This window comes from Cellulomonas sp. PSBB021, assembly GCF_002240455.1.
Taxonomy (GTDB): Bacteria; Actinomycetota; Actinomycetes; order Actinomycetales; family Cellulomonadaceae; genus Cellulomonas; species Cellulomonas uda.
Genome location: NZ_CP021430.1, coordinates 2,523,259 through 2,540,343, shown reverse-complemented (window position 1 = coordinate 2,540,343; position 17,085 = coordinate 2,523,259). Strand labels below are relative to the sequence as shown.

General features: G+C 71.6%; 22 protein-coding genes, 1 tRNA gene and 1 other RNA gene. 16 read left to right on the top strand and 8 right to left on the bottom strand.

Annotated elements, in window-relative coordinates; translation table 11 throughout:
• Nucleotides 1–180: 180 nt before the first annotated feature.
• Nucleotides 181–492 (top strand): transposase, encoded by a 312-nt coding sequence (locus CBP52_RS11665; RefSeq protein WP_157732592.1) that lies wholly within the window; start codon nucleotides 181–183, stop codon nucleotides 490–492.
• 66 nt (nucleotides 493–558) lie between these two features.
• Nucleotides 559–1,284: a DDE-type integrase/transposase/recombinase gene (locus tag CBP52_RS11655; protein WP_157732591.1), complete on the top strand. Its 726-nt coding sequence runs from the start codon at nucleotides 559–561 to the stop codon at nucleotides 1,282–1,284.
• On the opposite strand, the gene istB is transcribed toward CBP52_RS11655, so the two are convergent.
• Entirely contained in the window at nucleotides 1,251–2,009 is a 759-nt protein-coding gene (gene istB / locus CBP52_RS11650; protein ID WP_094180903.1) for an IS21-like element helper ATPase IstB, read from the bottom strand. The two genes, CBP52_RS11655 and istB, sit on opposite strands and share 34 nt — an antisense overlap.
• Nucleotides 2,006–3,256 carry an IS21 family transposase gene (gene istA / locus CBP52_RS11645; protein WP_094180904.1) on the bottom strand — a complete coding sequence of 417 codons (1,251 nt, stop codon included), beginning with the start codon at nucleotides 3,254–3,256 and terminating at the stop codon, nucleotides 2,006–2,008. The genes istB and istA overlap by 4 nt, the downstream gene beginning before the upstream one ends.
• On the opposite strand from istA, the gene CBP52_RS18735 reads away from it, so the two are divergent.
• Both CBP52_RS18735 and CBP52_RS11635 read left to right on the top strand, forming a co-directional pair.
• Nucleotides 3,156–3,602 (top strand): integrase core domain-containing protein, encoded by a 447-nt coding sequence (locus tag CBP52_RS18735; RefSeq protein WP_369826221.1) that lies wholly within the window; start codon nucleotides 3,156–3,158, stop codon nucleotides 3,600–3,602. The two genes, istA and CBP52_RS18735, sit on opposite strands and share 101 nt — an antisense overlap.
• A 74-nt stretch (nucleotides 3,603–3,676) precedes the next feature.
• The gene (locus tag CBP52_RS11635; RefSeq protein WP_198303439.1) at nucleotides 3,677–4,075 is read left to right on the top strand and encodes a hypothetical protein; all 399 of its coding nucleotides are present in this window, start codon (nucleotides 3,677–3,679) and stop codon (nucleotides 4,073–4,075) included.
• 54 nt (nucleotides 4,076–4,129) lie between these two features.
• Here CBP52_RS11635 and CBP52_RS11630 read toward each other — a convergent pair whose 3' ends face one another.
• Both CBP52_RS11630 and CBP52_RS11625 read right to left on the bottom strand, forming a co-directional pair.
• Nucleotides 4,130–4,555 carry a hypothetical protein gene (locus CBP52_RS11630; protein ID WP_157732590.1) on the bottom strand — a complete coding sequence of 142 codons (426 nt, stop codon included), beginning with the start codon at nucleotides 4,553–4,555 and terminating at the stop codon, nucleotides 4,130–4,132.
• A 122-nt stretch (nucleotides 4,556–4,677) separates the two neighbouring features.
• Nucleotides 4,678–5,850 carry a hypothetical protein gene (locus CBP52_RS11625; protein ID WP_094181083.1) on the bottom strand — a complete coding sequence of 391 codons (1,173 nt, stop codon included), beginning with the start codon at nucleotides 5,848–5,850 and terminating at the stop codon, nucleotides 4,678–4,680.
• Nucleotides 5,851–6,429: 579 nt separating this feature from the next.
• On the opposite strand from CBP52_RS11625, the gene CBP52_RS11620 reads away from it, so the two are divergent.
• The 5 genes from CBP52_RS11620 (at nucleotide 6,430) to CBP52_RS11600 (ending at nucleotide 9,894) form a co-directional block, all read left to right on the top strand.
• On the top strand, nucleotides 6,430–6,747 hold the full coding sequence (locus tag CBP52_RS11620) for a helix-turn-helix domain-containing protein (protein WP_094181082.1): 318 nt from the start codon (nucleotides 6,430–6,432) through the stop codon (nucleotides 6,745–6,747).
• A gap of 17 nt (nucleotides 6,748–6,764) precedes the next feature.
• Nucleotides 6,765–7,691, top strand: a complete 927-nt coding sequence (locus CBP52_RS11615) for an integrase core domain-containing protein (RefSeq protein WP_232514460.1) — start codon at nucleotides 6,765–6,767, stop codon at nucleotides 7,689–7,691.
• Between the two features lie 233 nt (nucleotides 7,692–7,924).
• Nucleotides 7,925–8,191, top strand: a complete 267-nt coding sequence (locus CBP52_RS11610) for a hypothetical protein (protein ID WP_094181081.1) — start codon at nucleotides 7,925–7,927, stop codon at nucleotides 8,189–8,191.
• A gap of 35 nt (nucleotides 8,192–8,226) precedes the next feature.
• Nucleotides 8,227–9,402, top strand: coding sequence for a hypothetical protein (locus CBP52_RS11605; protein ID WP_094181080.1), 1,176 nt, complete (start codon nucleotides 8,227–8,229; stop codon nucleotides 9,400–9,402).
• The gene (locus CBP52_RS11600) at nucleotides 9,403–9,894 is read left to right on the top strand and encodes a hypothetical protein (protein WP_094181079.1); all 492 of its coding nucleotides are present in this window, start codon (nucleotides 9,403–9,405) and stop codon (nucleotides 9,892–9,894) included.
• Here CBP52_RS11600 and CBP52_RS11595 read toward each other — a convergent pair.
• Both CBP52_RS11595 and CBP52_RS11590 read right to left on the bottom strand, forming a co-directional pair.
• On the bottom strand, nucleotides 9,891–10,145 hold the full coding sequence (locus CBP52_RS11595; RefSeq protein WP_094181078.1) for a hypothetical protein: 255 nt from the start codon (nucleotides 10,143–10,145) through the stop codon (nucleotides 9,891–9,893). The two genes, CBP52_RS11600 and CBP52_RS11595, sit on opposite strands and share 4 nt — an antisense overlap.
• Nucleotides 10,146–10,250: 105 nt before the next feature.
• Nucleotides 10,251–10,335: transfer RNA gene (locus CBP52_RS11590), tRNA-Ser, on the bottom strand.
• A 134-nt stretch (nucleotides 10,336–10,469) separates the two neighbouring features.
• Between CBP52_RS11590 and ffs the strand changes: the two genes are divergently transcribed.
• An RNA gene (gene ffs / locus CBP52_RS11585) (signal recognition particle sRNA small type) lies at nucleotides 10,470–10,566 on the top strand.
• A gap of 13 nt (nucleotides 10,567–10,579) precedes the next feature.
• Here ffs and CBP52_RS11580 read toward each other — a convergent pair.
• Nucleotides 10,580–11,251: a GNAT family N-acetyltransferase gene (locus CBP52_RS11580; RefSeq protein WP_094181077.1), complete on the bottom strand. Its 672-nt coding sequence runs from the start codon at nucleotides 11,249–11,251 to the stop codon at nucleotides 10,580–10,582.
• Between the two features lies 1 nt (nucleotide 11,252).
• The gene (locus tag CBP52_RS11575; RefSeq protein WP_094181076.1) at nucleotides 11,253–11,681 is read right to left on the bottom strand and encodes an Lrp/AsnC family transcriptional regulator; all 429 of its coding nucleotides are present in this window, start codon (nucleotides 11,679–11,681) and stop codon (nucleotides 11,253–11,255) included.
• A gap of 132 nt (nucleotides 11,682–11,813) precedes the next feature.
• On the opposite strand from CBP52_RS11575, the gene CBP52_RS11570 reads away from it, so the two are divergent.
• The 6 genes from CBP52_RS11570 to CBP52_RS11545 all read left to right on the top strand — a co-directional run bounded on the left by CBP52_RS11570 (nucleotide 11,814) and on the right by CBP52_RS11545 (nucleotide 17,025).
• Nucleotides 11,814–12,221 carry a hypothetical protein gene (locus tag CBP52_RS11570; RefSeq protein WP_157732589.1) on the top strand — a complete coding sequence of 136 codons (408 nt, stop codon included), beginning with the start codon at nucleotides 11,814–11,816 and terminating at the stop codon, nucleotides 12,219–12,221.
• Entirely contained in the window at nucleotides 12,179–12,466 is a 288-nt protein-coding gene (locus CBP52_RS11565) for a hypothetical protein (protein ID WP_094181074.1), read from the top strand. The genes CBP52_RS11570 and CBP52_RS11565 overlap by 43 nt, the downstream gene beginning before the upstream one ends.
• Before the next feature lie 94 nt (nucleotides 12,467–12,560).
• Nucleotides 12,561–15,374, top strand: a complete 2,814-nt coding sequence (locus CBP52_RS11560; protein ID WP_094181073.1) for a DNA polymerase III subunit gamma and tau — start codon at nucleotides 12,561–12,563, stop codon at nucleotides 15,372–15,374.
• On the top strand, nucleotides 15,371–15,604 hold the full coding sequence (locus CBP52_RS11555; RefSeq protein WP_094181072.1) for a hypothetical protein: 234 nt from the start codon (nucleotides 15,371–15,373) through the stop codon (nucleotides 15,602–15,604). The genes CBP52_RS11560 and CBP52_RS11555 overlap by 4 nt, the downstream gene beginning before the upstream one ends.
• A 178-nt stretch (nucleotides 15,605–15,782) precedes the next feature.
• Nucleotides 15,783–16,382: a recombination mediator RecR gene (recR, locus tag CBP52_RS11550; RefSeq protein WP_094181071.1), complete on the top strand. Its 600-nt coding sequence runs from the start codon at nucleotides 15,783–15,785 to the stop codon at nucleotides 16,380–16,382.
• Nucleotides 16,383–16,446: 64 nt separating this feature from the next.
• Nucleotides 16,447–17,025, top strand: a complete 579-nt coding sequence (locus CBP52_RS11545) for a DUF5063 domain-containing protein (RefSeq protein WP_094181070.1) — start codon at nucleotides 16,447–16,449, stop codon at nucleotides 17,023–17,025.
• Nucleotides 17,026–17,085 lie beyond the last annotated feature (60 nt).

Sequence of the window (17,085 nt, the reverse complement as noted above, 5' to 3'; positions counted from 1 at the left end):
TCACGCGCCTCGAATCGACCCCTACCTCGCTGGTGCCGGGCGCGGTCCCGACCGAGCGGCCATGCCCGGTGTGCAAGGGGACGCCTTCGCGCGACAGCCAGTAGGGGGCGCCGTTCGGGGGACGCTCTCCGTGAACCGTCACGGCTTCTCGGCCGCTTCCTTGTGATGAAGGATGGCGAGATGCCTAAGAAGTACGACCCCGAGGTCAAGGCTCGGGCGGTGCGGATGGTGCGTGAGCACCTGGTGGACTACGGGTCGGTGACGGCGGCGTCGGTCGCGGTCGGTGCCCAGCTGGGGATCGCGCGGGAGTCGCTGCGTCGCTGGGTCGCGCAGGCCGACATCGACGACGGCGCCCGGCCCGGTGTCAGCACGGCGGAGTCCGAGGAGATCCGCCGGCTCAAAGCGGAGAACAAGCGGCTGGCGGAGGCGAACGCGATCCTGCGCGCGGCTTCCATTTTCTTCGCGGGAGAGCTCGACTCCCGAAACCGCTGATCATGGGGTTCATCGACTCCATGAGGGGCAAGGGCTTCGCGGTCGAGACGATCTGCGCCGTCCTGCGTGAGCAGGGCGTGCAGGTCGCCGCGAGGACGTACCGGTCCTGGTCCAGGCTGTCGCCGGCAGCGCGGACGGTGTCGGACGCGGTCGTGGTCGACGCGATCCGCTCGTCACGGATCGACGAGCACGGCCGACCGACCCCGGAGTCGCTCTACGCCGCGACGCAAGACGACCGCGCTGCTGCGTCGCCGCGGCCTGGCAGTGGCGCACTGCACGGTCGACCGGCTGATGCGTGAGCACGGCTGGAACGGGTTGCGCCGCGGCCGGATGCACCGCACCACGGTCCCCGCCAAGGACGGGGCCCGGGCCGGTGACCTGCTCAACCGGGACTTTCGTGCGGGCGCACCGAACCGGGTCTGGGTGGCCGACTTCACCTACGTGCGCACCTGGGCCGGGTTCACCTACGTCTCGTTCGTCGTGGACGTGTTCGCCCAGAAGATCGTGGGCTGGCACGCGATGTCGTCCCGGCCGACCGATCTCGTCATGGTCCCGCTGCGGATGGCCTGTTGGGCTCGTGAACAGCAGAAACACCCGGTCGTCGCGGGCGAGCTGACGGCACATTCGGACGCCGGGTCGCAATACGTGTCCGTGCGCTACACCGAGCATCTCGCGCTCGAGGGCATCGCCGCTGTCAACGCCGGGCGAATCTTGACCCCCTGGTGCTGGTTGAACTTTGACCCCCCTGATGGTCTTGACTACTTGGTCTTGCGGTGGGCGCGTGTGCGGTAGGAGTCACCGTCCAGGGGGATGACGTGGGCGTGATGGACGAGGCGGTCGATGGTCGCGGCTGCGACGACGTCGTCGCCGAGGGTCTCGCCCCAGCGGGAGAAGGGCAGGTTCGAGGTCACGATCACGGACCCGGTCTCGTAGCGGGACGCGATGAGCTGGAAGAACAGGGCGGCTGCGGCTGGGTCGAACGGCAGGTAGCCGACCTCGTCGATGATCAGTAGCCGGTAGCGGTTCAGGCGGCGTAGCTCGCGCTCGAGGTTGCCGCGCTCGTGGGCGTCGCTCAGGCGGGTCAGCCAGCCGTTCGCGGAGTCGAACGCGACGGGGAACGCGGCTTCGGCGGCTTTGATGCCCATCGCGATCGCGAGGTGGGTCTTGCCGGTCCCGGGTGGCCCGAGCAGCACGACGTTCTCTCGGCGTGCCACGAACGTGGTCGTGGCCAGGTGCGCGATCACGTCCCGGGGTGCGGCCGGCAGGTGTTCGAAGGTGAAGTCCTCCAGGGTCTTGACTGCGGGGAAGTGCGCGGCCGAGATCCGCATCCGGGTGCCGTTCGCGGTTCGGGAGGCGACCTGGCGGCCCAGGACGGCGGCGAGGTATTCCTCGTGGGTCCAGCCCTCGGTGCGGGCCTGGTCGCCGAGGGTCGCGAACGTGTCGGCGATCACGGGGGTCTTGAGCTCACGGGCGCAGAACGTGATCTGCCCGGCGGTGTCCTTGCCGGTGGCGCTCACCGCACGACCTGCAGGTTCGGGCGCGGGGCGGGGACGGGCAACGCGAACATCTCGTCGTAGTCGCTCAACTCCCGCAAGCCCACGTCCGTCGCGGTGACGGGGCCGCGGGTCGCGGCGCAGCGGTCCTTGAACGCGGTCCGCAGCTCAGCGGCGGCGGCGACGTGCGCGGGGTCGGTGATGACCTGCCGGGACGCCCAGGACCGGGCGTGGTCGGCCACGACCTGCCCCGCGCACGTGACCATGACCCGGTCCAGCCCGGGATGGATGTCCACGAACCGGCCGATGACCTGCGGGTCCACCGAGTAGTCGTTGCCCGCGACCCGCACGTAGTAGTCCCGCGCCAGGCGCACCCGCAGCGGTGGGGCGCTCGTCGGCGCGACCGGTGGCAGGGCCCCCATCGCGGCGAGGTCCGCGCCGAGCAGGTCGACCGGGCGGGCGCCGGTGGCCCGCACCTTGCGCTCGTTCGCGCGCGGCAGCCACGCCGCGAGCTGGGCGTTGAAGTCGACGCCGCCGGTGAACGAGCGCCCGGGCATGAACGAGGTCTGCAAGTACTGGTTGGCTCGCTCGACGACGCCCTTGGCCTCCGGGTCCCGGGCCGCGGTCTGATAGATCCGCGTCCCCAACGTCCCGGCGAACGTCCGGGCGGGCAACGTCAGGCGCTTGTGCTGACCGATGCCCGCCTCGTTGTCCCAGACCAGCGTCTTGGGCACCGCACCCAGACCGGCCAGCAGCTGCCACATCCCGGCCAGCAGGTCCCCCGACAGCCGCGAGGGCAGCATGACCGCCATCACGAACCGGGAGTACGCCGCGACCATCGTCAGCACCGGCGGCGCGATCCACGCCCCGGCCCCGTCGGGGATCACCTTGGCCGGGAACCACAGGTCGCACTGCACGATATGCCCGGCCGCATACGTCGTGCGGTCGGCGGGGTCCGCGCCGCGGAACAACGGGCGCAGCAACGCGACCCGGGCCCGCAGCACCGAAGACGAGCCCGTCCACCCGACCCGCTCACCGATCACCGTCGCGGGCATGTCCGGGAACTGCCCGAGCAACTCCCGGATCGCCGGCTCGAACGCATCGACCGCCGAACCCGCAGGCTTGCGGTGGTACTTCGGCGGCTCGTGCGCGGCCAACGCGACCCGCACCGTGTTCCGCGCGATACCCAACCGGCGCGCGATCGTCTTGATCCCCAACCCCTCAGCTCGATGCAGCCGACGGATCTCAGCCCAGTCCTCCACAGTGATCACTCCTCCACTCTTCAGCGAAGGGGGGTCAACATTCGCTCGGCGCCAGGGGGTCAGTCTTCACGCGGCATCGACAGCCGCCTCGATCGGGACCGTCGGGGACGCCTACGACAACTGCCTGATGGAGTCGATCATCGGGCTGTTCAAGAACGAGTGCATCAAGCCCGGGCCGTTCGTGACCGGGCCGATCAAGAACCTGACCGACGTCGAGATGGCGACCATGGCCTGGGTCGACCGGTGGAACCACCGCCGGCTGCACTCCAGCATCGCCATGCTCACCCCGACCGAGGCCGAAGCCGCTCACTACGCTGCAACCACTGCCCTCCACCCGGAGCCGCAGCCAGCATGAAGACGGCACGAAAGCCGTGACGGTTCAATGTGGTGCTCGTGCGCTCCCACCCGAGCTCGGTGAGCGTCGGTGATGTGGTGCAGCTCGACCACGACCCGACGGACGCCACGCCGGGCGTCGTGCACCGTGTTGTGGAGGTCGACGGCGCCAACATCCGCACGCGGGGCGATGCGAACGCGGCCGCTGACCCGGGCTGGACGCCGGTGACCGAGGTGCAGGGCGTCGTCGTGGGTGCGCTCCGTGGCCCCGCCGCCGACGCGTATGCCGCGTTCCGTTCCCCGGTCGGTCAGGCCACCGCAGCCGCCCTGGCGGTGATGCTCCTGTGGCCCGCACAGACCACCCGCAGCCGCTCCCGCAAGCCCGGCCGCACGCAGGGACGGCACGTTCACGGTTCGGACGCTGTGCCACGCGCCCCGGGGGCGCAGGGCGGGGCTGTGCGGGGCGCTGGTGGGCCCGCGGAGGCCGCTAGATAAGGTGTGCCCGGGTGACGGAAGGCCCCGAGGTCGTTTCCGCGAAAGGCTGCGAACCTACTCGCACTGCGCCCCGCGCCCCTCGACCTCCATCCGTGTCGTGTTCTGCGCGACGCGTGTGGACCTGTCCTCCGTGTACTCGATGCGCAACGCCTCGAAACCGGCGTCGGCCGCTGACGTGACCTTCACGACCTGGATGACCTGCCAAGTCTCACCCGGCGCAATGACCGCACCTTCGGCGTCAACGCGCCGCTCCCACGCAGGTACGGAGTACGCGTCGTCCTCCGGGTCGGGTGGGACCGGCGCCCCGACCGAGTATCCGTCGTCGCTGCCGTCGTCCAGGACCGCGAACGCGTCCCCGACCTCCACGCCAGTGGCGTCCACCAGCTCGACGGACGTGATCGTGATGTCGGACGACCCTTCGTTCGTCGCGTACGTCGCCCCGAGCGCACGGTCCTCACCGACGTGTGGGGTGATGCACAACGTGAACTCCGACCCGCCACCGACCGCCAGAGACCCTTCCGTCGGGCCATGGGCGCTGCACCCGACGCTGGTGGCAGCCACGAGGACCACCACCAGCGTCACGGCGCTACGTCGGGCCGTCGTCACGGCTTCGCGACCAGGCGGCCCGGAGACTTCTGCTCAGGCTTGTCCGTCGTCCCGCACAGCAGGAAGCCCGTGCCGGACGTGCGCTTGATGTCCAAGCGGGTCTCGTTGCTCCATCCGGTCTGCGCGGACAGGTCGATGCCGATCTTGTCGCCGATCGCCACACCGCTGGACCACAACTGCGCCTTGGACTTGTCGATCGTCAGCGAGGCGCCGCTGTACCGGGTGCAGTGCTTTGCGGTCGGAATGGACGTCGACTTCGCCGTGTACGACCCGTGCGGCACACCGATCGGGGACACCGAGTACCAGATCACTGCGTACCCGTTAATGTCAACAACGCAGTTGAAGAACTTTCCGTAGTCCTGGTACTTCTTGTAGAAGGTCCCGTGCGCCCCCTTCTTGGCGTCGTAGGTCGTCGCGGACGACGACTTCACCTTATGTGTGCCGTTCGCCTTGAACGAGCCGGCCGAGCCCTTCGCGCTGAAACCAACGCCGAGCGAGGACTCCGAGCCCTTCTTGTACTGGAACGTGGTCGTGACCTTCGAGGTCGTCGAGAACGAGGTCCCGGCGGTCATCGGACGGTCGTCGTAGCGTGCGACGAGGCTCGACCCGCAGCTGGCGGTGGGGCGCACCGACGTTGCGGTATCGGTGGCGGCTTCGTCGATCGTCGCGGGGCGCTCAGCGGCGATGTCCACGTCCACGTCGGTCAGGACCTTGTTTGACGGCGTGCTCACCTTCTTCACGGACAGCGTGGCTGTCGTCGCGGCGGTCGCGTTCGCGATGTCCTCGCTGGTCGGGACGACCACGTCGAAGTTCACGGTCTCCTCCGTGGCGCCCACGACGTCCTTCACGGCGTCCGGGTCGGCGACGAGCTCGTAATTGCCGTCGGCATCCGTGAGGGTCTTCGCGATTGTGACGACACCGACCTTGTCACCGACTTCCAGGTCGGCGAGCTCGGCCGGGTCGGGCCACGCGGTCGCGATCACGGGCACGCCGGCTTCGGCGTCGTCGACGTGTCCGGTCACGAGCGTGGGACCGTCGAGCTCGTCGGACGGCTCGATCTCCGGCAGGTACGCCTCGAGCAGGTCGAACTGCCCGGGCGTGGCGCCGTCGGTCGGTTCGGTATCGGGTGTCTGGGCCGCTGCGACGAGCAGGAAAGCGGTGCAAGCCACCGCAGACAGACGTGTCAAAGGCAGACGCATGTTGTACCCCCTGGGTTGTCGATCCTGTGATGCGCGGGGAGTTAATCACAGACCTGTCGTCATGCGCCCCGGTTTGTCCACAGGTGTCCGGGTGAAGGCCGCGCGGGCGGATGAGACGCGAGTCCCGCGGAGCAGCATCGTCGGCACCGAAGGGATGGACACCCCGGCAGGCATGCACCGTCCCGGTCCGGACGACCACCTACCGTGCCCCCCAACACCACCACGACCCCCGGAGGACCACCATGCCCACGCGTCAGCAGCGCCTCGCAGCCCTCGCCACCGCACGCATCGCCGCCACCGCCCGAGCCGCACTCACCGCCCTACACGCACAAGACGCCGCCGCCCGGGGAGGCAGGGAGCAGGGGCAGGGCGGGAGCGCGTAGAACGAGCGCGGGTCCGCGAATCGAGGGGGGGTACACAAAAGTACCCCCGCCCCGGTTTGGTCGTAGAGAGCCCTTTGCTTGCGTCTTGTGTGCATGTGTCGCGCGTCAGACTTAGTGGCAGGGCCCGTTGCTTGCGGGTCTGACCTGCGAAGGAGTCTGATCGATCATGGCGGGGCCGCCGGCGTTCCCGGCTGAGGAGAAGGTCCGGATCGTGTTGTCGATCCTGGCCGGTGAGGTGAGCGTGGCCGAGGCCGCCCGCCGGGCGAAGGTCTCAGAGCAGTCGGTCGGGAACTGGAAACGGCAGTTCCTCGAGGCCGGGCGGGCCGGGCTGGTCGCGGGCAAGTCCGGGCCCTCCACCCGTGAGCAGCAGCTGGAGGCCGAGGTCACCGAGCTGACCCAGGCCCTGGGTGAGGCCGCGGTGGAGATCCGGGTGTGGAAGAAGAGCGCGGAGGGCCGCCTGGGCCCTTCGAGGACCTCGAGCTGATCCGCACCGACGCGGGCATGCCGACCACGAGGTTCTGCGCGCTGATCGGCGTGCCCGAACGTACCTGGCGCCGCCACCAGGCCCGCGCCCGTGACGGCGCACCGGTCAAGGGCCCCTGGCCGCGCCCGGTCCGCGAAGGGGTCCGCGACGCCGCCCGGCGGCATGCGCTAGCCCACCCGGCGTGGGGGCAGCGCAAGGTCTGGGCGATGTGCCGCTACGACGGGCACCGGGTCGGTGAGTCCACCGTGCTGCGCCTGCTGCGGGACGAGGGCCTGCTGCTGGAGGCGAACTACCAGCGAGAACGGCGCCAGCACGCCGCCCGGCGCAAGGCCGCGTTCGCGACCGACCCGACCGGACCGAACCAGGTCTGGCAGCTGGACTTCTCCGAGTTCGAGACCACCACCGGTGGGACGTGGCGCCTGGCCGGATGCCGGGACTACTGGTCCAAGTACGAGCACCCCTGGCACACGTCCCCGACCGCGAACCAGCACGACGCGATCGCCGCGGTCGAGCTCGCCCTGGCCGACTACGAGGCCACGTTCGGCCGCCGGCTGATCGACGCCTGCGACACCGACGACGACGGCAACGTCATCCCCGCCGTCACGCTCGTCACCGACAACGGCGGACCGTCCCGGTCCTTCCGGTTCGAGGCGTTCATCGCCACCCACCCCGAGATCCGTCACGTCCGCACCGCCGTCAAGAGCCCGGGCCAGAACGGCTCACGCGAACGCGGCTTCGGGTCCCTGAAGTACGAGCGACTGTTCCTCGAGGAGATCGACGACGCCCTGGACCTGGTCGCCCACGCCGAGGACTACCGCATCGAGTACAACACCGTGCGCCCTCACCAGGCCATCGCCTGGAACCGGCCGCTCGACGTCCACCTCGGCCTCGCCGACCCGACCGTCCCCAACTTTCCCGAAGTCCAGAACCTGCCATCTGCTTGACGCGGGACACGGGGACCTCGGCCCCTACCCGCCGCTCAGCCCGCCGAGCCGGTCACATCCCACCGCAACGGCGAAGAGCCGGTATTCGGGCGCCGAAGCGCCCAGCAATGACCGCATCGGTCGGCAGCGGCAAAACCCCCACGACGCGGGCTTTTCCCCGCTACGTTACGGCCAGGCGATCTGCCTACTCGACTCACGCAGGGGAGTACCAGTACATGAAGGCTCGACATGCCGTGATCTTCCCGGGCGCTGCCATCGTGGTGGTGGCTGCGGTAGTGGCGGGAGGGGCAGCGATGGCTCAGGACGACCGACCGGAGGAGGGGAACGAGGGGTCCATCGAGATCACTATCGTCCAGCGCGACGAGCCGCCCGAGACTTACGCCCCGGTCGACCCCGAAGACATGGAGTTCGCCAACCTGCCCGAGGGATGGGAACGGTACACCCGGTTCGTCCCGCAGGAGATGCCCGTCGAGATCCCGGATGAAGAGGTGGCGCAGTGATCCCTCAGCGCTCACGCCGGCTTGCAGGTCTTGCGGTGGCGCTGCTCTGCGTTTCGTTCCTGACCCCAACCTCCTCTTCTGCTGCAGACGAGGCCCTCGACGAGACAGCGGACCTTGCCGCTGAATTCGCCGCGGCACAGGGAGTCAGCGTCGCGGACGTCGACTGCCAAACCAGTGAAAACGGCACGAGGGCCCTCTGCGCGACGAGCGCGGGGCAGCCGTTGAAGGAGCTCGCCTCATACAGCATTGAGAGAGACCTGGACAACGCGGCTGTCGACGAGAACGGGGTAGCACGGACGATCCCGACGGGGTGCACGCGCACGAAGGTTGTCGGTACAAGGTTCTCAGCGTGCCAGATCGTCGAGTGGACGGTCATCTTCCGCGACAAGAACGAGCGGGGAATGTGGCTCGTGACCGGTGGCGCTGCAGGCAGCCTCCGCAACACCGTATGGGTCCGCAACGGGTCGACAGAGATCGACTTCGAGGGGACGGTAAAGGTCACGAGCGCTTGGGGGACTGCTCTCGGCGCGACGATGACGCTGCGCTCGAAGTGCCTGTTGAGCTGCCGGAACTTCATGCCCGTCGGACACGCCAAGACCCTGTATGACGACGTTGGCATCACAAAGTCCCAAACGTTCAACCCGAACCCGTCGGGAAAGGAGCCGTGGATCACAAACCCCTACTGGGGGTTGACGATCTACAAGGCTTCCTACGGCGGCACGGAGATGATCGCGTTCTGGTTCGATGTCCGCTGCGACTACGCGGCTGCGCCGCTGAGCGGCAAGGGTTGCGTCATCCCAGACTTCCTAGCTGAACTCGTTATCTTCACCTCGGCGTACCCCACGTATGCGGCGCACGTTCGCAAGGCACAGAAGACTGGCCTGCCAAGCAAGCTCAGGCGGATGTATGACGAAACCCAAAAAAAGGCCAACAGGGACAGGGCGTGCCCCGCGAGTCTTCCAAAGAAGACTGGCTACTCCTGCGACGAGTACCCGTTCGCCAGCACGTGGCAGGGCGCCAAGACGGGCGGGGGACTGGTCCGGGTGCCAGCCGGCTGCTTCTACGAGGAGATCGAGCGTTCGGGTTCGGTTGGATACTCCCGGTGTGCCATCGTCGGAGACGAAAACAGCGCCGGCGGGTGGGACTACCAGAGTTTCCTGCAAACCAACCGCGTCGTCGCTGACGAGTGGTTTACAGTGAAGGTGATCTAGATGACGGTACTCGCCGAAGGCACGGCGCGAGTTTCTGTCGACTACCACCAGTTCTGCGTGATCGACGAGGGCGAGCTCGACCCCTACCCGGCGGACGTCCTGTGCCACCTCGTTGGGGCGTTCACCACATCCGGTTTGCTGATCTCCACGGGTATCGGCGGCGGTGCCGTTGACGTCACGTGGGCGTCACACGACGTCGAGCCCACAACGGACTTGGACGCGTGGGAAGATGTCGCGCAGGTGGTCGCGAACTGCCCGTCGGGTTCGTGGGATCTCGTCGGGTGGGGAAACGAGAGCCGCGACGCAACGGCGCTCGCATCGAACGGTCCGGGTCGTTACGTCGTGCGTGTGAGCGCGCGCGGTCGTGACGCCGTGTGGGACGACACACTCGACCCCAGCACCGAAGCGATCCACCTCGATGTCTGGCCCGCCGCGGACGATGACGCCGATCTGGTGCTGAAGGCGACCAGCGAGGTCGCGTCCGCCGGCTAGGCAGCTACGTCCGCGAACGTCGGGACGGGCGCCGCGGGCTCGACGGCCTGGACGTAACCCTGGCCCTTGACCCACCCGTCGGGCCACTGCATCCCAGCATCCTCGACGTCGAGACAGAACCGCTGCGCTGCACGCTCGCTGGTGAAGGACTCGGACGCCCACGCCCCCGCGCGGGTGCCGCCCAAGCGCGACTTGACCTGGTACGTCACGCCGCCGTCGGCGCGCTGCCGAGCGAGGGGCTTGGGGCTCATCGGAGGTCCTCCTGGGGCGTCGGTGTTCCCCGTGGTGTTCCCGCAGCGTAGACGAGAAACGGCCCCTCACCGCGTTTTTGCAGGTGAGGGGCCGTTTCGTGTCGGCGGAGGATGGGGGATTCGAACCCCCGAGGGCTTGCACCCAACACGCTTTCCAAGCGTGCGCCATAGGCCACTAGGCGAATCCTCCAGGTGCCGTCGGACCGGGCTACCGGCACGACCGCGGGTAGGAGTCTAGCGGAGGAACCGAGTGTCTCCGTCCGAGGGCCGGGCCGGTACCAGCGCCGGGTGCTGGAGGACCGACGCTCTGGGTTAGGCTTTCTCCCAGACCCCTCGTGCGGCGTCATCTTGCCGAACTCCCCCAGGGCCGGAAGGCAGCAAGGGTAGGTGAGCTCTGGCGGGTGTGCGGGGGGTCCTCACTTTCCCCCGCGAGGTCAGGCGCGGATCGTGTCCGCGGTCAGTGCGCCGACGATCGCGTCCCACTCGGGCCCGGTGGGGGCCGTCCCCTCCGAGAGGGTGAAGTACTCCTCCAGGAACGCGCGCAGCGGCGCGGTCGGGACGAGCCACGTGCCGTCCGCCGCGACGCCCGCCAGCCGGTCACCCGACGCGCACAGCGCGAGCAGCAGCAGCCCCGGCACGCGGCGACCGCCCGCGTGCATGGCGGGCTGCGTGTAGGGCAGTGGGAGGACGCGTGCGCCGTGCCGCCGGTAGAACCGCAGCCGGGCGGTCGGGTCGCCGTGCTCCTCGGAGCCGGTGTGCTGAGCGGGGTCCTCGACCTCGGCGACGACGAGCCACGGGTCCAGGTCGGTGCGCCACGCGTCGACCGCGTGGTCGAGGAGCGTGCTGCCGACCCCGCCGCCGCGCGCGCCGGGTGCGATCGCCAGGTACGCGAGCAGCAGGACGCCCGTGGCGGGGAACCACTCGGCGATCGCGGCGCCGCGCAGACCGTGCTCGTCCTGGGCCACGACGAGCCGCAGCGTGCCGTCCGCGAGCATCGCCTGCAGCGTGGGCAGGTCCGCGAGCTCGTCGTCGGGGAACGAGGGGCGCAGCACGTCGTCGTGGACGCTGGTGAGGTCGACGGGGCTCGTCGTCGTCCGGATGTGCACGTCAGGCTCCCCGCAGCGCGAGGCGGGTGAACGTCTGGGCGGCGCCGGCCTCGCGCTTGAGGCGCCGCACCAGCTGGTCGAGCGCGGCCGGGTCGGCGACCACGGCGTGCAGCAGGTAGTCGTACGACCCTGTCACGTGCACCGCGTCGAGCACGCCGGGGAAGTCCGCGGCGAGCACCGCGGTGAACCGCTCGTTCGTCGTCCCCTCCGCGAGCCGCACCTCCACGAAGACCTCCAGACCCGCCGACGACGAGCCCGCGGACGACCCCCGCACGACCGTGAATCCCCGGATCACGCCCTCGTCCTGCATGCGCCGCACGCGCGCCGCGGCGGCGTTGGCGGACAGGCCGACGCGCGCGCCGAGCTCGCGGTAGGGCAGGCGGGCGTCGGCGGTGAGCTCGTGCAGGATGCGCTCGTCGATGCGGTCCACGGCGACGATTGTCGCGGCTCCACCGCGGATCTGCGAGGTCTCGACGGGCCGGGCGCTCGGTTCCTGGGGTCCGGCGGCGGATCACGCGGTCGGGCTCGCGGCACGGGATGCGCGACGACGACGATGCGCGTCATGACCGACGCGTCGAGCGTGACCACCGCAGCCGTGCTCGGCGCGGTCGCGGGGCTGTCCGTCGCGGTGCCCGTCGGGCCGGTCGCGGTGCTGATCGTGCGCGAGGCGCTCGTGCGCGGCCGCAGCGCGGGCCTCGCGGCCGCCGGTGGGGTGGCGAGCGTCGACCTCGCGTACGCGATGGTCGCGGTCCTGCTCGGCACGCAGGTCAGTCGGCTGCTCACGGGCCACGAGCAGTGGTTGCGTGTCGGCGGGCGGTGGTGCTCGGCGTCGTCGGGGTGGCGGGGGTCCTGCGCTGGTGGCGCGCGCGGCACGCCGCGGCCGTCCCGGTGCCGCAGGACGGGCCGGCTCGTGCGGTGGACGGCGGTGTGCTGCGGGTGTGGGCGCGGTTCGTCGTCGTCACCGCGCTGAACCCCGCGACCGCCCTGATCTTCGCGACCGTCGCCACCGGGCTTGCGGGCCGGCTGGTCGCCGGGACCGGCACGCTCGTGGCGTTCGCCGTCGGGGCGGGGGTCGCGTCCCTCGCGTGGCAGAGCGGGCTCGCGCTCGCGGGTGCGTGGGCCGGCGGGCGCCTCGGGCCGCGGTGGCACGAGTGGTCCGCGCCACTGGGCTCCGCGCTCGTCGTCGTGCTGGCCGCGGGGATGGTCCTCGGCTGACCTGCGGCGGCACGCCGGGGTGCGCCGTGCGGCGTGTCGTCGGCGGCTGTGGGCGGGGGCGGACGGTGTCGGCGGGGGCGTCTAGGGTTCGGGGGTGACCACAGCGCTGTACCGCCGCTACCGGCCGGAGACGTTCGCCGAGGTGATCGGCCAGGACCACGTCACCGCGCCCCTGCGCCAGGCGCTGCGCTCGGGTCAGGTCAACCACGCCTACCTGTTCTCCGGGCCGCGCGGGTGCGGCAAGACGACGAGCGCGCGGATCCTCGCGCGCATCCTCAACTGCGCGGCGAACACCGACGCCAGCCCCACCGACACGCCCTGCGGGACGTGCGAGTCGTGCGTCGAGCTCGCGCGCGGCGGGCCGGGCTCGCTCGACGTGGTGGAGATCGACGCCGCGAGCCACGGTGGTGTGGACGACGCGCGTGAGCTGCGCGAGCGCGCGACGTTCGCCCCCGCGCGGGACCGGTTCAAGATCTTCATCCTCGACGAGGCCCACATGGTCACCACGCAGGGCTTCAACGCCCTGCTGAAGATCGTCGAGGAGCCGCCGCCGCACGTGAAGTTCGTGTTCGCGACGACCGAGCCCGACAAGGTCATCGGCACCATCCGCTCCCGGACGCACCACTACCCGTTCCGGCTCGTGCCGCCCGACGTCCTGCTGCCCTACCTCGAGGAGCTGTGCGGGCGCGAGGGCGTGCCCGTCGGCGGGGGTGTCCTCCCGCTCGTGGTGCGCGCGGGCGGGGGGTCCGTGCGCGACACGCTCTCGGTCCTCGACCAGCTCATCGCCGGGTCCGACGAGTCCGGCATCGACTACGACGGCGCGGCTGCGCTGCTCGGCTACACGCAGGGCGCGCTCCTGGACGACGTGGTCGACGCGATCGCCGCGGGCGACGGCGGTGCCGCGTTCCGCGTGGTCGAGCGCGTGATCGCGACCGGCCACGAGCCGCGCCGGTTCGTCGAGGACCTCCTCGAGCGCCTGCGTGACCTCATCGTGCTCGACGCCGCCGGCGAGGCCGCGGGTGCGGCCCTGCGCGGGCTGCCGGGGGACCAGCTCGCCGCGATGCGCGTGCAGTCCGCGCGGCTCGGCGCCGCCGAGCTGTCGCGGTCCGCCGACCTGACCAACGCCGCCCTGACCGAGATGACCGGCGCGACCTCGCCGCGCCTGCACCTCGAGCTGCTCATGGCCCGCCTGCTGCTCCCGGCCGCCGACGACCAGCGCGTCGGGCTCGCCGCACGGCTCGACCGCCTCGAGCGGGGTCTGCCGGCCATCGCGGGCGCGGCACCGGCAGCCGCCGCCGAGAGCGTCTCCGCTGCTCCTGCGGGCAGCGAGCCTGCGACGCCCGTCCGGCTGGGTGGTGCCGGCCGGGGTGCGGACGCCGCACGTGCCGTGCTCGCGGCGCACCGGGCCGCGCAGCGCGGCGACGCGGAGCAGCCGTCCGCGGTCTCCGCGTCCGCCCAGCCCGTGACCCCCGCGCCCGTGGCCGCCGTGCCCGTGTCCGCCGAGCCCGTGGCCGCCGTGCCCGTGTCCGCCGAGGCCGGGGCGGCGGGGCGCGTGCCCGACGAGCCCGATGTCCCCGACGTGCCGGCAGTCGACCACGTGGTGACGCCGGACGACGTCGACGACGTCGCCACGCCGGTGGGTGGTGCGTCGCCCGAGACTGCCGCGCGCTCCGAGGAGGACGTGCCGGCCGAGGGTGAGGCGACGACCGAGGGCGAGGCGTCCTCCGACGGCGAGATGTCCTCCGACGGTGAGACGTCCTCCGGCGGTGAGGCGTCCTCCGACGGTGAGGCGTCCTCCGAGGACGAGGCGCCGTTCGAGGCCGTGCGGGTGCCGGCGGTCTCCGAGACGGAGACGCTGCGTCGTCGCTGGCCCGAGGTGCTCGACACGGTCCGCTCGCTGCGTCGGGTGACCGGTGCGCTCGTCGACCCGAACAACGCCCAGGTCGCCGAGCTCGACGCGACGACGCTGCGCCTCGCCTTCACCACGCCCGAGCTCGCCAACGCGTTCCGCGGCGGCCCGCACGCCGACGTCGTCTCGCGCGCGGTCCACGAGACGCTCGGGTTCCAGGTCCGTGTCGAGGCGGTCACGGGTGACGCCCGCGCGGCTCAGCCGACTGTCGCGCGCCCGCAGCCGGGCCCGAGCCGGCAGGGTTCCGCGCAGGAGCGGCCGGGTCACGAGCGTCCCGCTCAGCGGCGTGCTGCCGAGCAGCGTCCTGCCGGCGCGACGCGGTCCGCCCAACCGCGTGCAGACGAGGCGAGCGCCACCGCGGTTGCGGACTCGGGCGACGCCGACGCGGAGGGCCACCGGGCGTCCGGCACACGAGCGGCCGACCACCCCGCCGAGCCGGGCGAAGAGCCTCGGGCGGGAGCGCGCGCGGGTCGTCCCGGCCTCGAGGACGGCAGCGCCCCCCAGGACGGCAGCGCCCCCCAGGACGGCAACGCCCCCCAGGACGACTGGGTGCCCCCGGAGGAGCCCGACGACCCCTGGGCGACGCACGTCCCGGCCGAGACTCCGACGACACCCGACCCGGTCCGCGCGGCGGCCCCGATGCCCGCCTCCGCCCCGGCGCACCCGTCGTCGCCGGCACCCGACCCGGCGACGCCGGCACCCGACTCGGCGATGCCCGCAGCCGACCCGGCGCCCGCCCCGCCTCGTGCGACCCTGACCGCTCCCGGTGTGATCTCGCCCGAGGACGCGGCTGCGTCCTGGGGCCTGCCTGCCACCATCCCGGCGGCGCCCGCCTCGCCCGCAGCCGCCTCGCCCGCAGCCGCACCGTCCGCAGCCGCACCGTCCGCAGCCGCATCGTCCTCGGTCGGGCGGCCTGCGGCCGCGTCGTCGTCGGTCGCATCGACTGCGGCCGGGGCACCCTCGGGCCGCGAGGGGCCGGCCCGGGGCCGCGGGCGATGAGCGCGGTCGAGTCCGCGGTGGCCCGCGCGCAGCGGCTCGCGGCGGCGGCGCCGCAGCGGTCGGCGAGCGCGCCTCGTCGGCCCGCGCCGAGCGTCCCGAGCGACCCGTACTTCGACGCGTCCCCGGACGACCCGGACATGGCCTCGTCGGGCCTGGTCGGCGCGCCGCTCGTCGCGCAGATCCTCGGCGGCACCGTCATCGACGAACAGCTCGACGACCCCCGCCCCTGACACCCCCGCCCCCCGCCGCCCCCGCGATGAGGTCGTGGGTCTCTCGGGAAGTCGCGCAGTCGAACGCACGACCTCGCGAGAGACGCACGACCGTGCGAGAGACGCGCGACTTCACCAGCGGCGGCGGGGGTGGGCGCGGGAGGCGGGTCGTGGGGGTGGCAGCACGTACGCTGGGGGCGTGTACGAGGGCGCGGTCCAGGACCTGATCGACGAGCTCGGGCGGTTGCCCGGGGTCGGCCCCAAGAGCGCCCAGCGCATCGCGTTCCACGTGCTGGCGGCGGACCCGGCGGACGTGCGGCGGCTCGCGGACGCGCTCATCGAGGCCAAGGAGCGCGTGACGTTCTGCGAGACGTGCGGGAACGTGGCGCAGGAGCCGCAGTGCCGGATCTGCAAGGACCCGCGGCGCTCGCCGACGGTCCTGTGCGTGGTCGAGGAGGCGAAGGACGTCGTCGCGATCGAGCGCACGCGGGAGTTCCGCGGGAAGTACCACGTGCTCGGCGGCGCCATCAACCCGATCGCGGGGGTGGGACCGGACGACCTGCGCATCGCGCAGCTCATGCGTCGCCTCGCGGACGGCACGGTCACCGAGGTGATCCTGGCGACGGACCCGAACGTCGAGGGTGAGGCGACGGCGACGTACCTCGCGCGGCTGCTCCTGCCGATGGGCCTGACGGTGAGCCGTCTGGCGTCGGGCCTGCCCGTGGGCGGGGACCTGGAGTACGCCGACGAGGTCACGCTCGGCCGCGCGTTCGAGGGTCGTCGCCTGCTCTCGGCGTGACGCGCACGCCGGGACGGCCTGCGCGTCGGATGACACGCGCGCCCGCGACGCGGAGGATGGGCGGATGAGCTCCTCGGCTGTCCTCCCGCCCGACGACGACCTGCGCTCCATCGCCGAGGCGATGGCGACGGAGTCCCGCTCGTACCTGACGACGGTGACGGAGGTCGCCGCGGGTGCGAACCCGGAGGCGGCGCTGCCGCTGCTGCTGCTCGCGGTCTCGGACCTGCTGGCGGTGGGGGCGCGCCTGGGTGCGACGACGGACGTGGTGCCCGTCGAGCGGTTCGAGCCGGACGTCGGCCCGGACCCGGACGTCGAGCCGCTGCGTGCGGGGCTGGCGAACGCGTTCGAGGGCATCGACGAGTACGTCGAGGTCGTCGACCCGCTGCTGGGTGCGGAGGTCGCGGCGGCGACGGTGTCGGGCGACCTGGTGGCGATCGCGGGCGCGGTGGTGCAGGGTCTGCGGCACCACGAGCGCGGCGGTGTGCTCGAGGCGCTGTGGTGGTGGCAGTTCTCGTACCTGTCCGACTGGGGGGAGCGTGCGTCGAGCACGCTGCGCACGTTGCAGGTGACGCTCGCGCACCTGCGCCTGGACGTGGACGACGACGTCGCGACCGAGGCGGAGTACGACGCGCTGCAGCCCTGAGCGTGACCGAGCCCGGCCCGGGAGCACCCCGGACCGGGCTCGGCGAGGACCCCGCCTGCG

Excerpts from the sequence above, each read along its gene's own strand:
- CBP52_RS11665 (WP_157732592.1), top strand. The coding sequence starts at position 181 with ATGCCTAAGAAGTACGACCCCGAGGTCAAGGCTCGGGCGGTGCGGATG.
- CBP52_RS11620 (WP_094181082.1), top strand. The coding sequence starts at position 6,430 with ATGGCGGGGCCGCCGGCGTTCCCGGCTGAGGAGAAGGTCCGGATCGTG.
- CBP52_RS11615 (WP_232514460.1), top strand. The coding sequence starts at position 6,765 with ATGCCGACCACGAGGTTCTGCGCGCTGATCGGCGTGCCCGAACGTACC.
- CBP52_RS11600 (WP_094181079.1), top strand. The coding sequence starts at position 9,403 with ATGACGGTACTCGCCGAAGGCACGGCGCGAGTTTCTGTCGACTACCAC.
- CBP52_RS11595 (WP_094181078.1), bottom strand. The coding sequence starts at position 10,145 with ATGAGCCCCAAGCCCCTCGCTCGGCAGCGCGCCGACGGCGGCGTGACG.
- CBP52_RS11570 (WP_157732589.1), top strand. The coding sequence starts at position 11,814 with ATGACCGACGCGTCGAGCGTGACCACCGCAGCCGTGCTCGGCGCGGTC.
- CBP52_RS11555 (WP_094181072.1), top strand. The coding sequence starts at position 15,371 with ATGAGCGCGGTCGAGTCCGCGGTGGCCCGCGCGCAGCGGCTCGCGGCG.
- CBP52_RS11545 (WP_094181070.1), top strand. The coding sequence starts at position 16,447 with ATGAGCTCCTCGGCTGTCCTCCCGCCCGACGACGACCTGCGCTCCATC.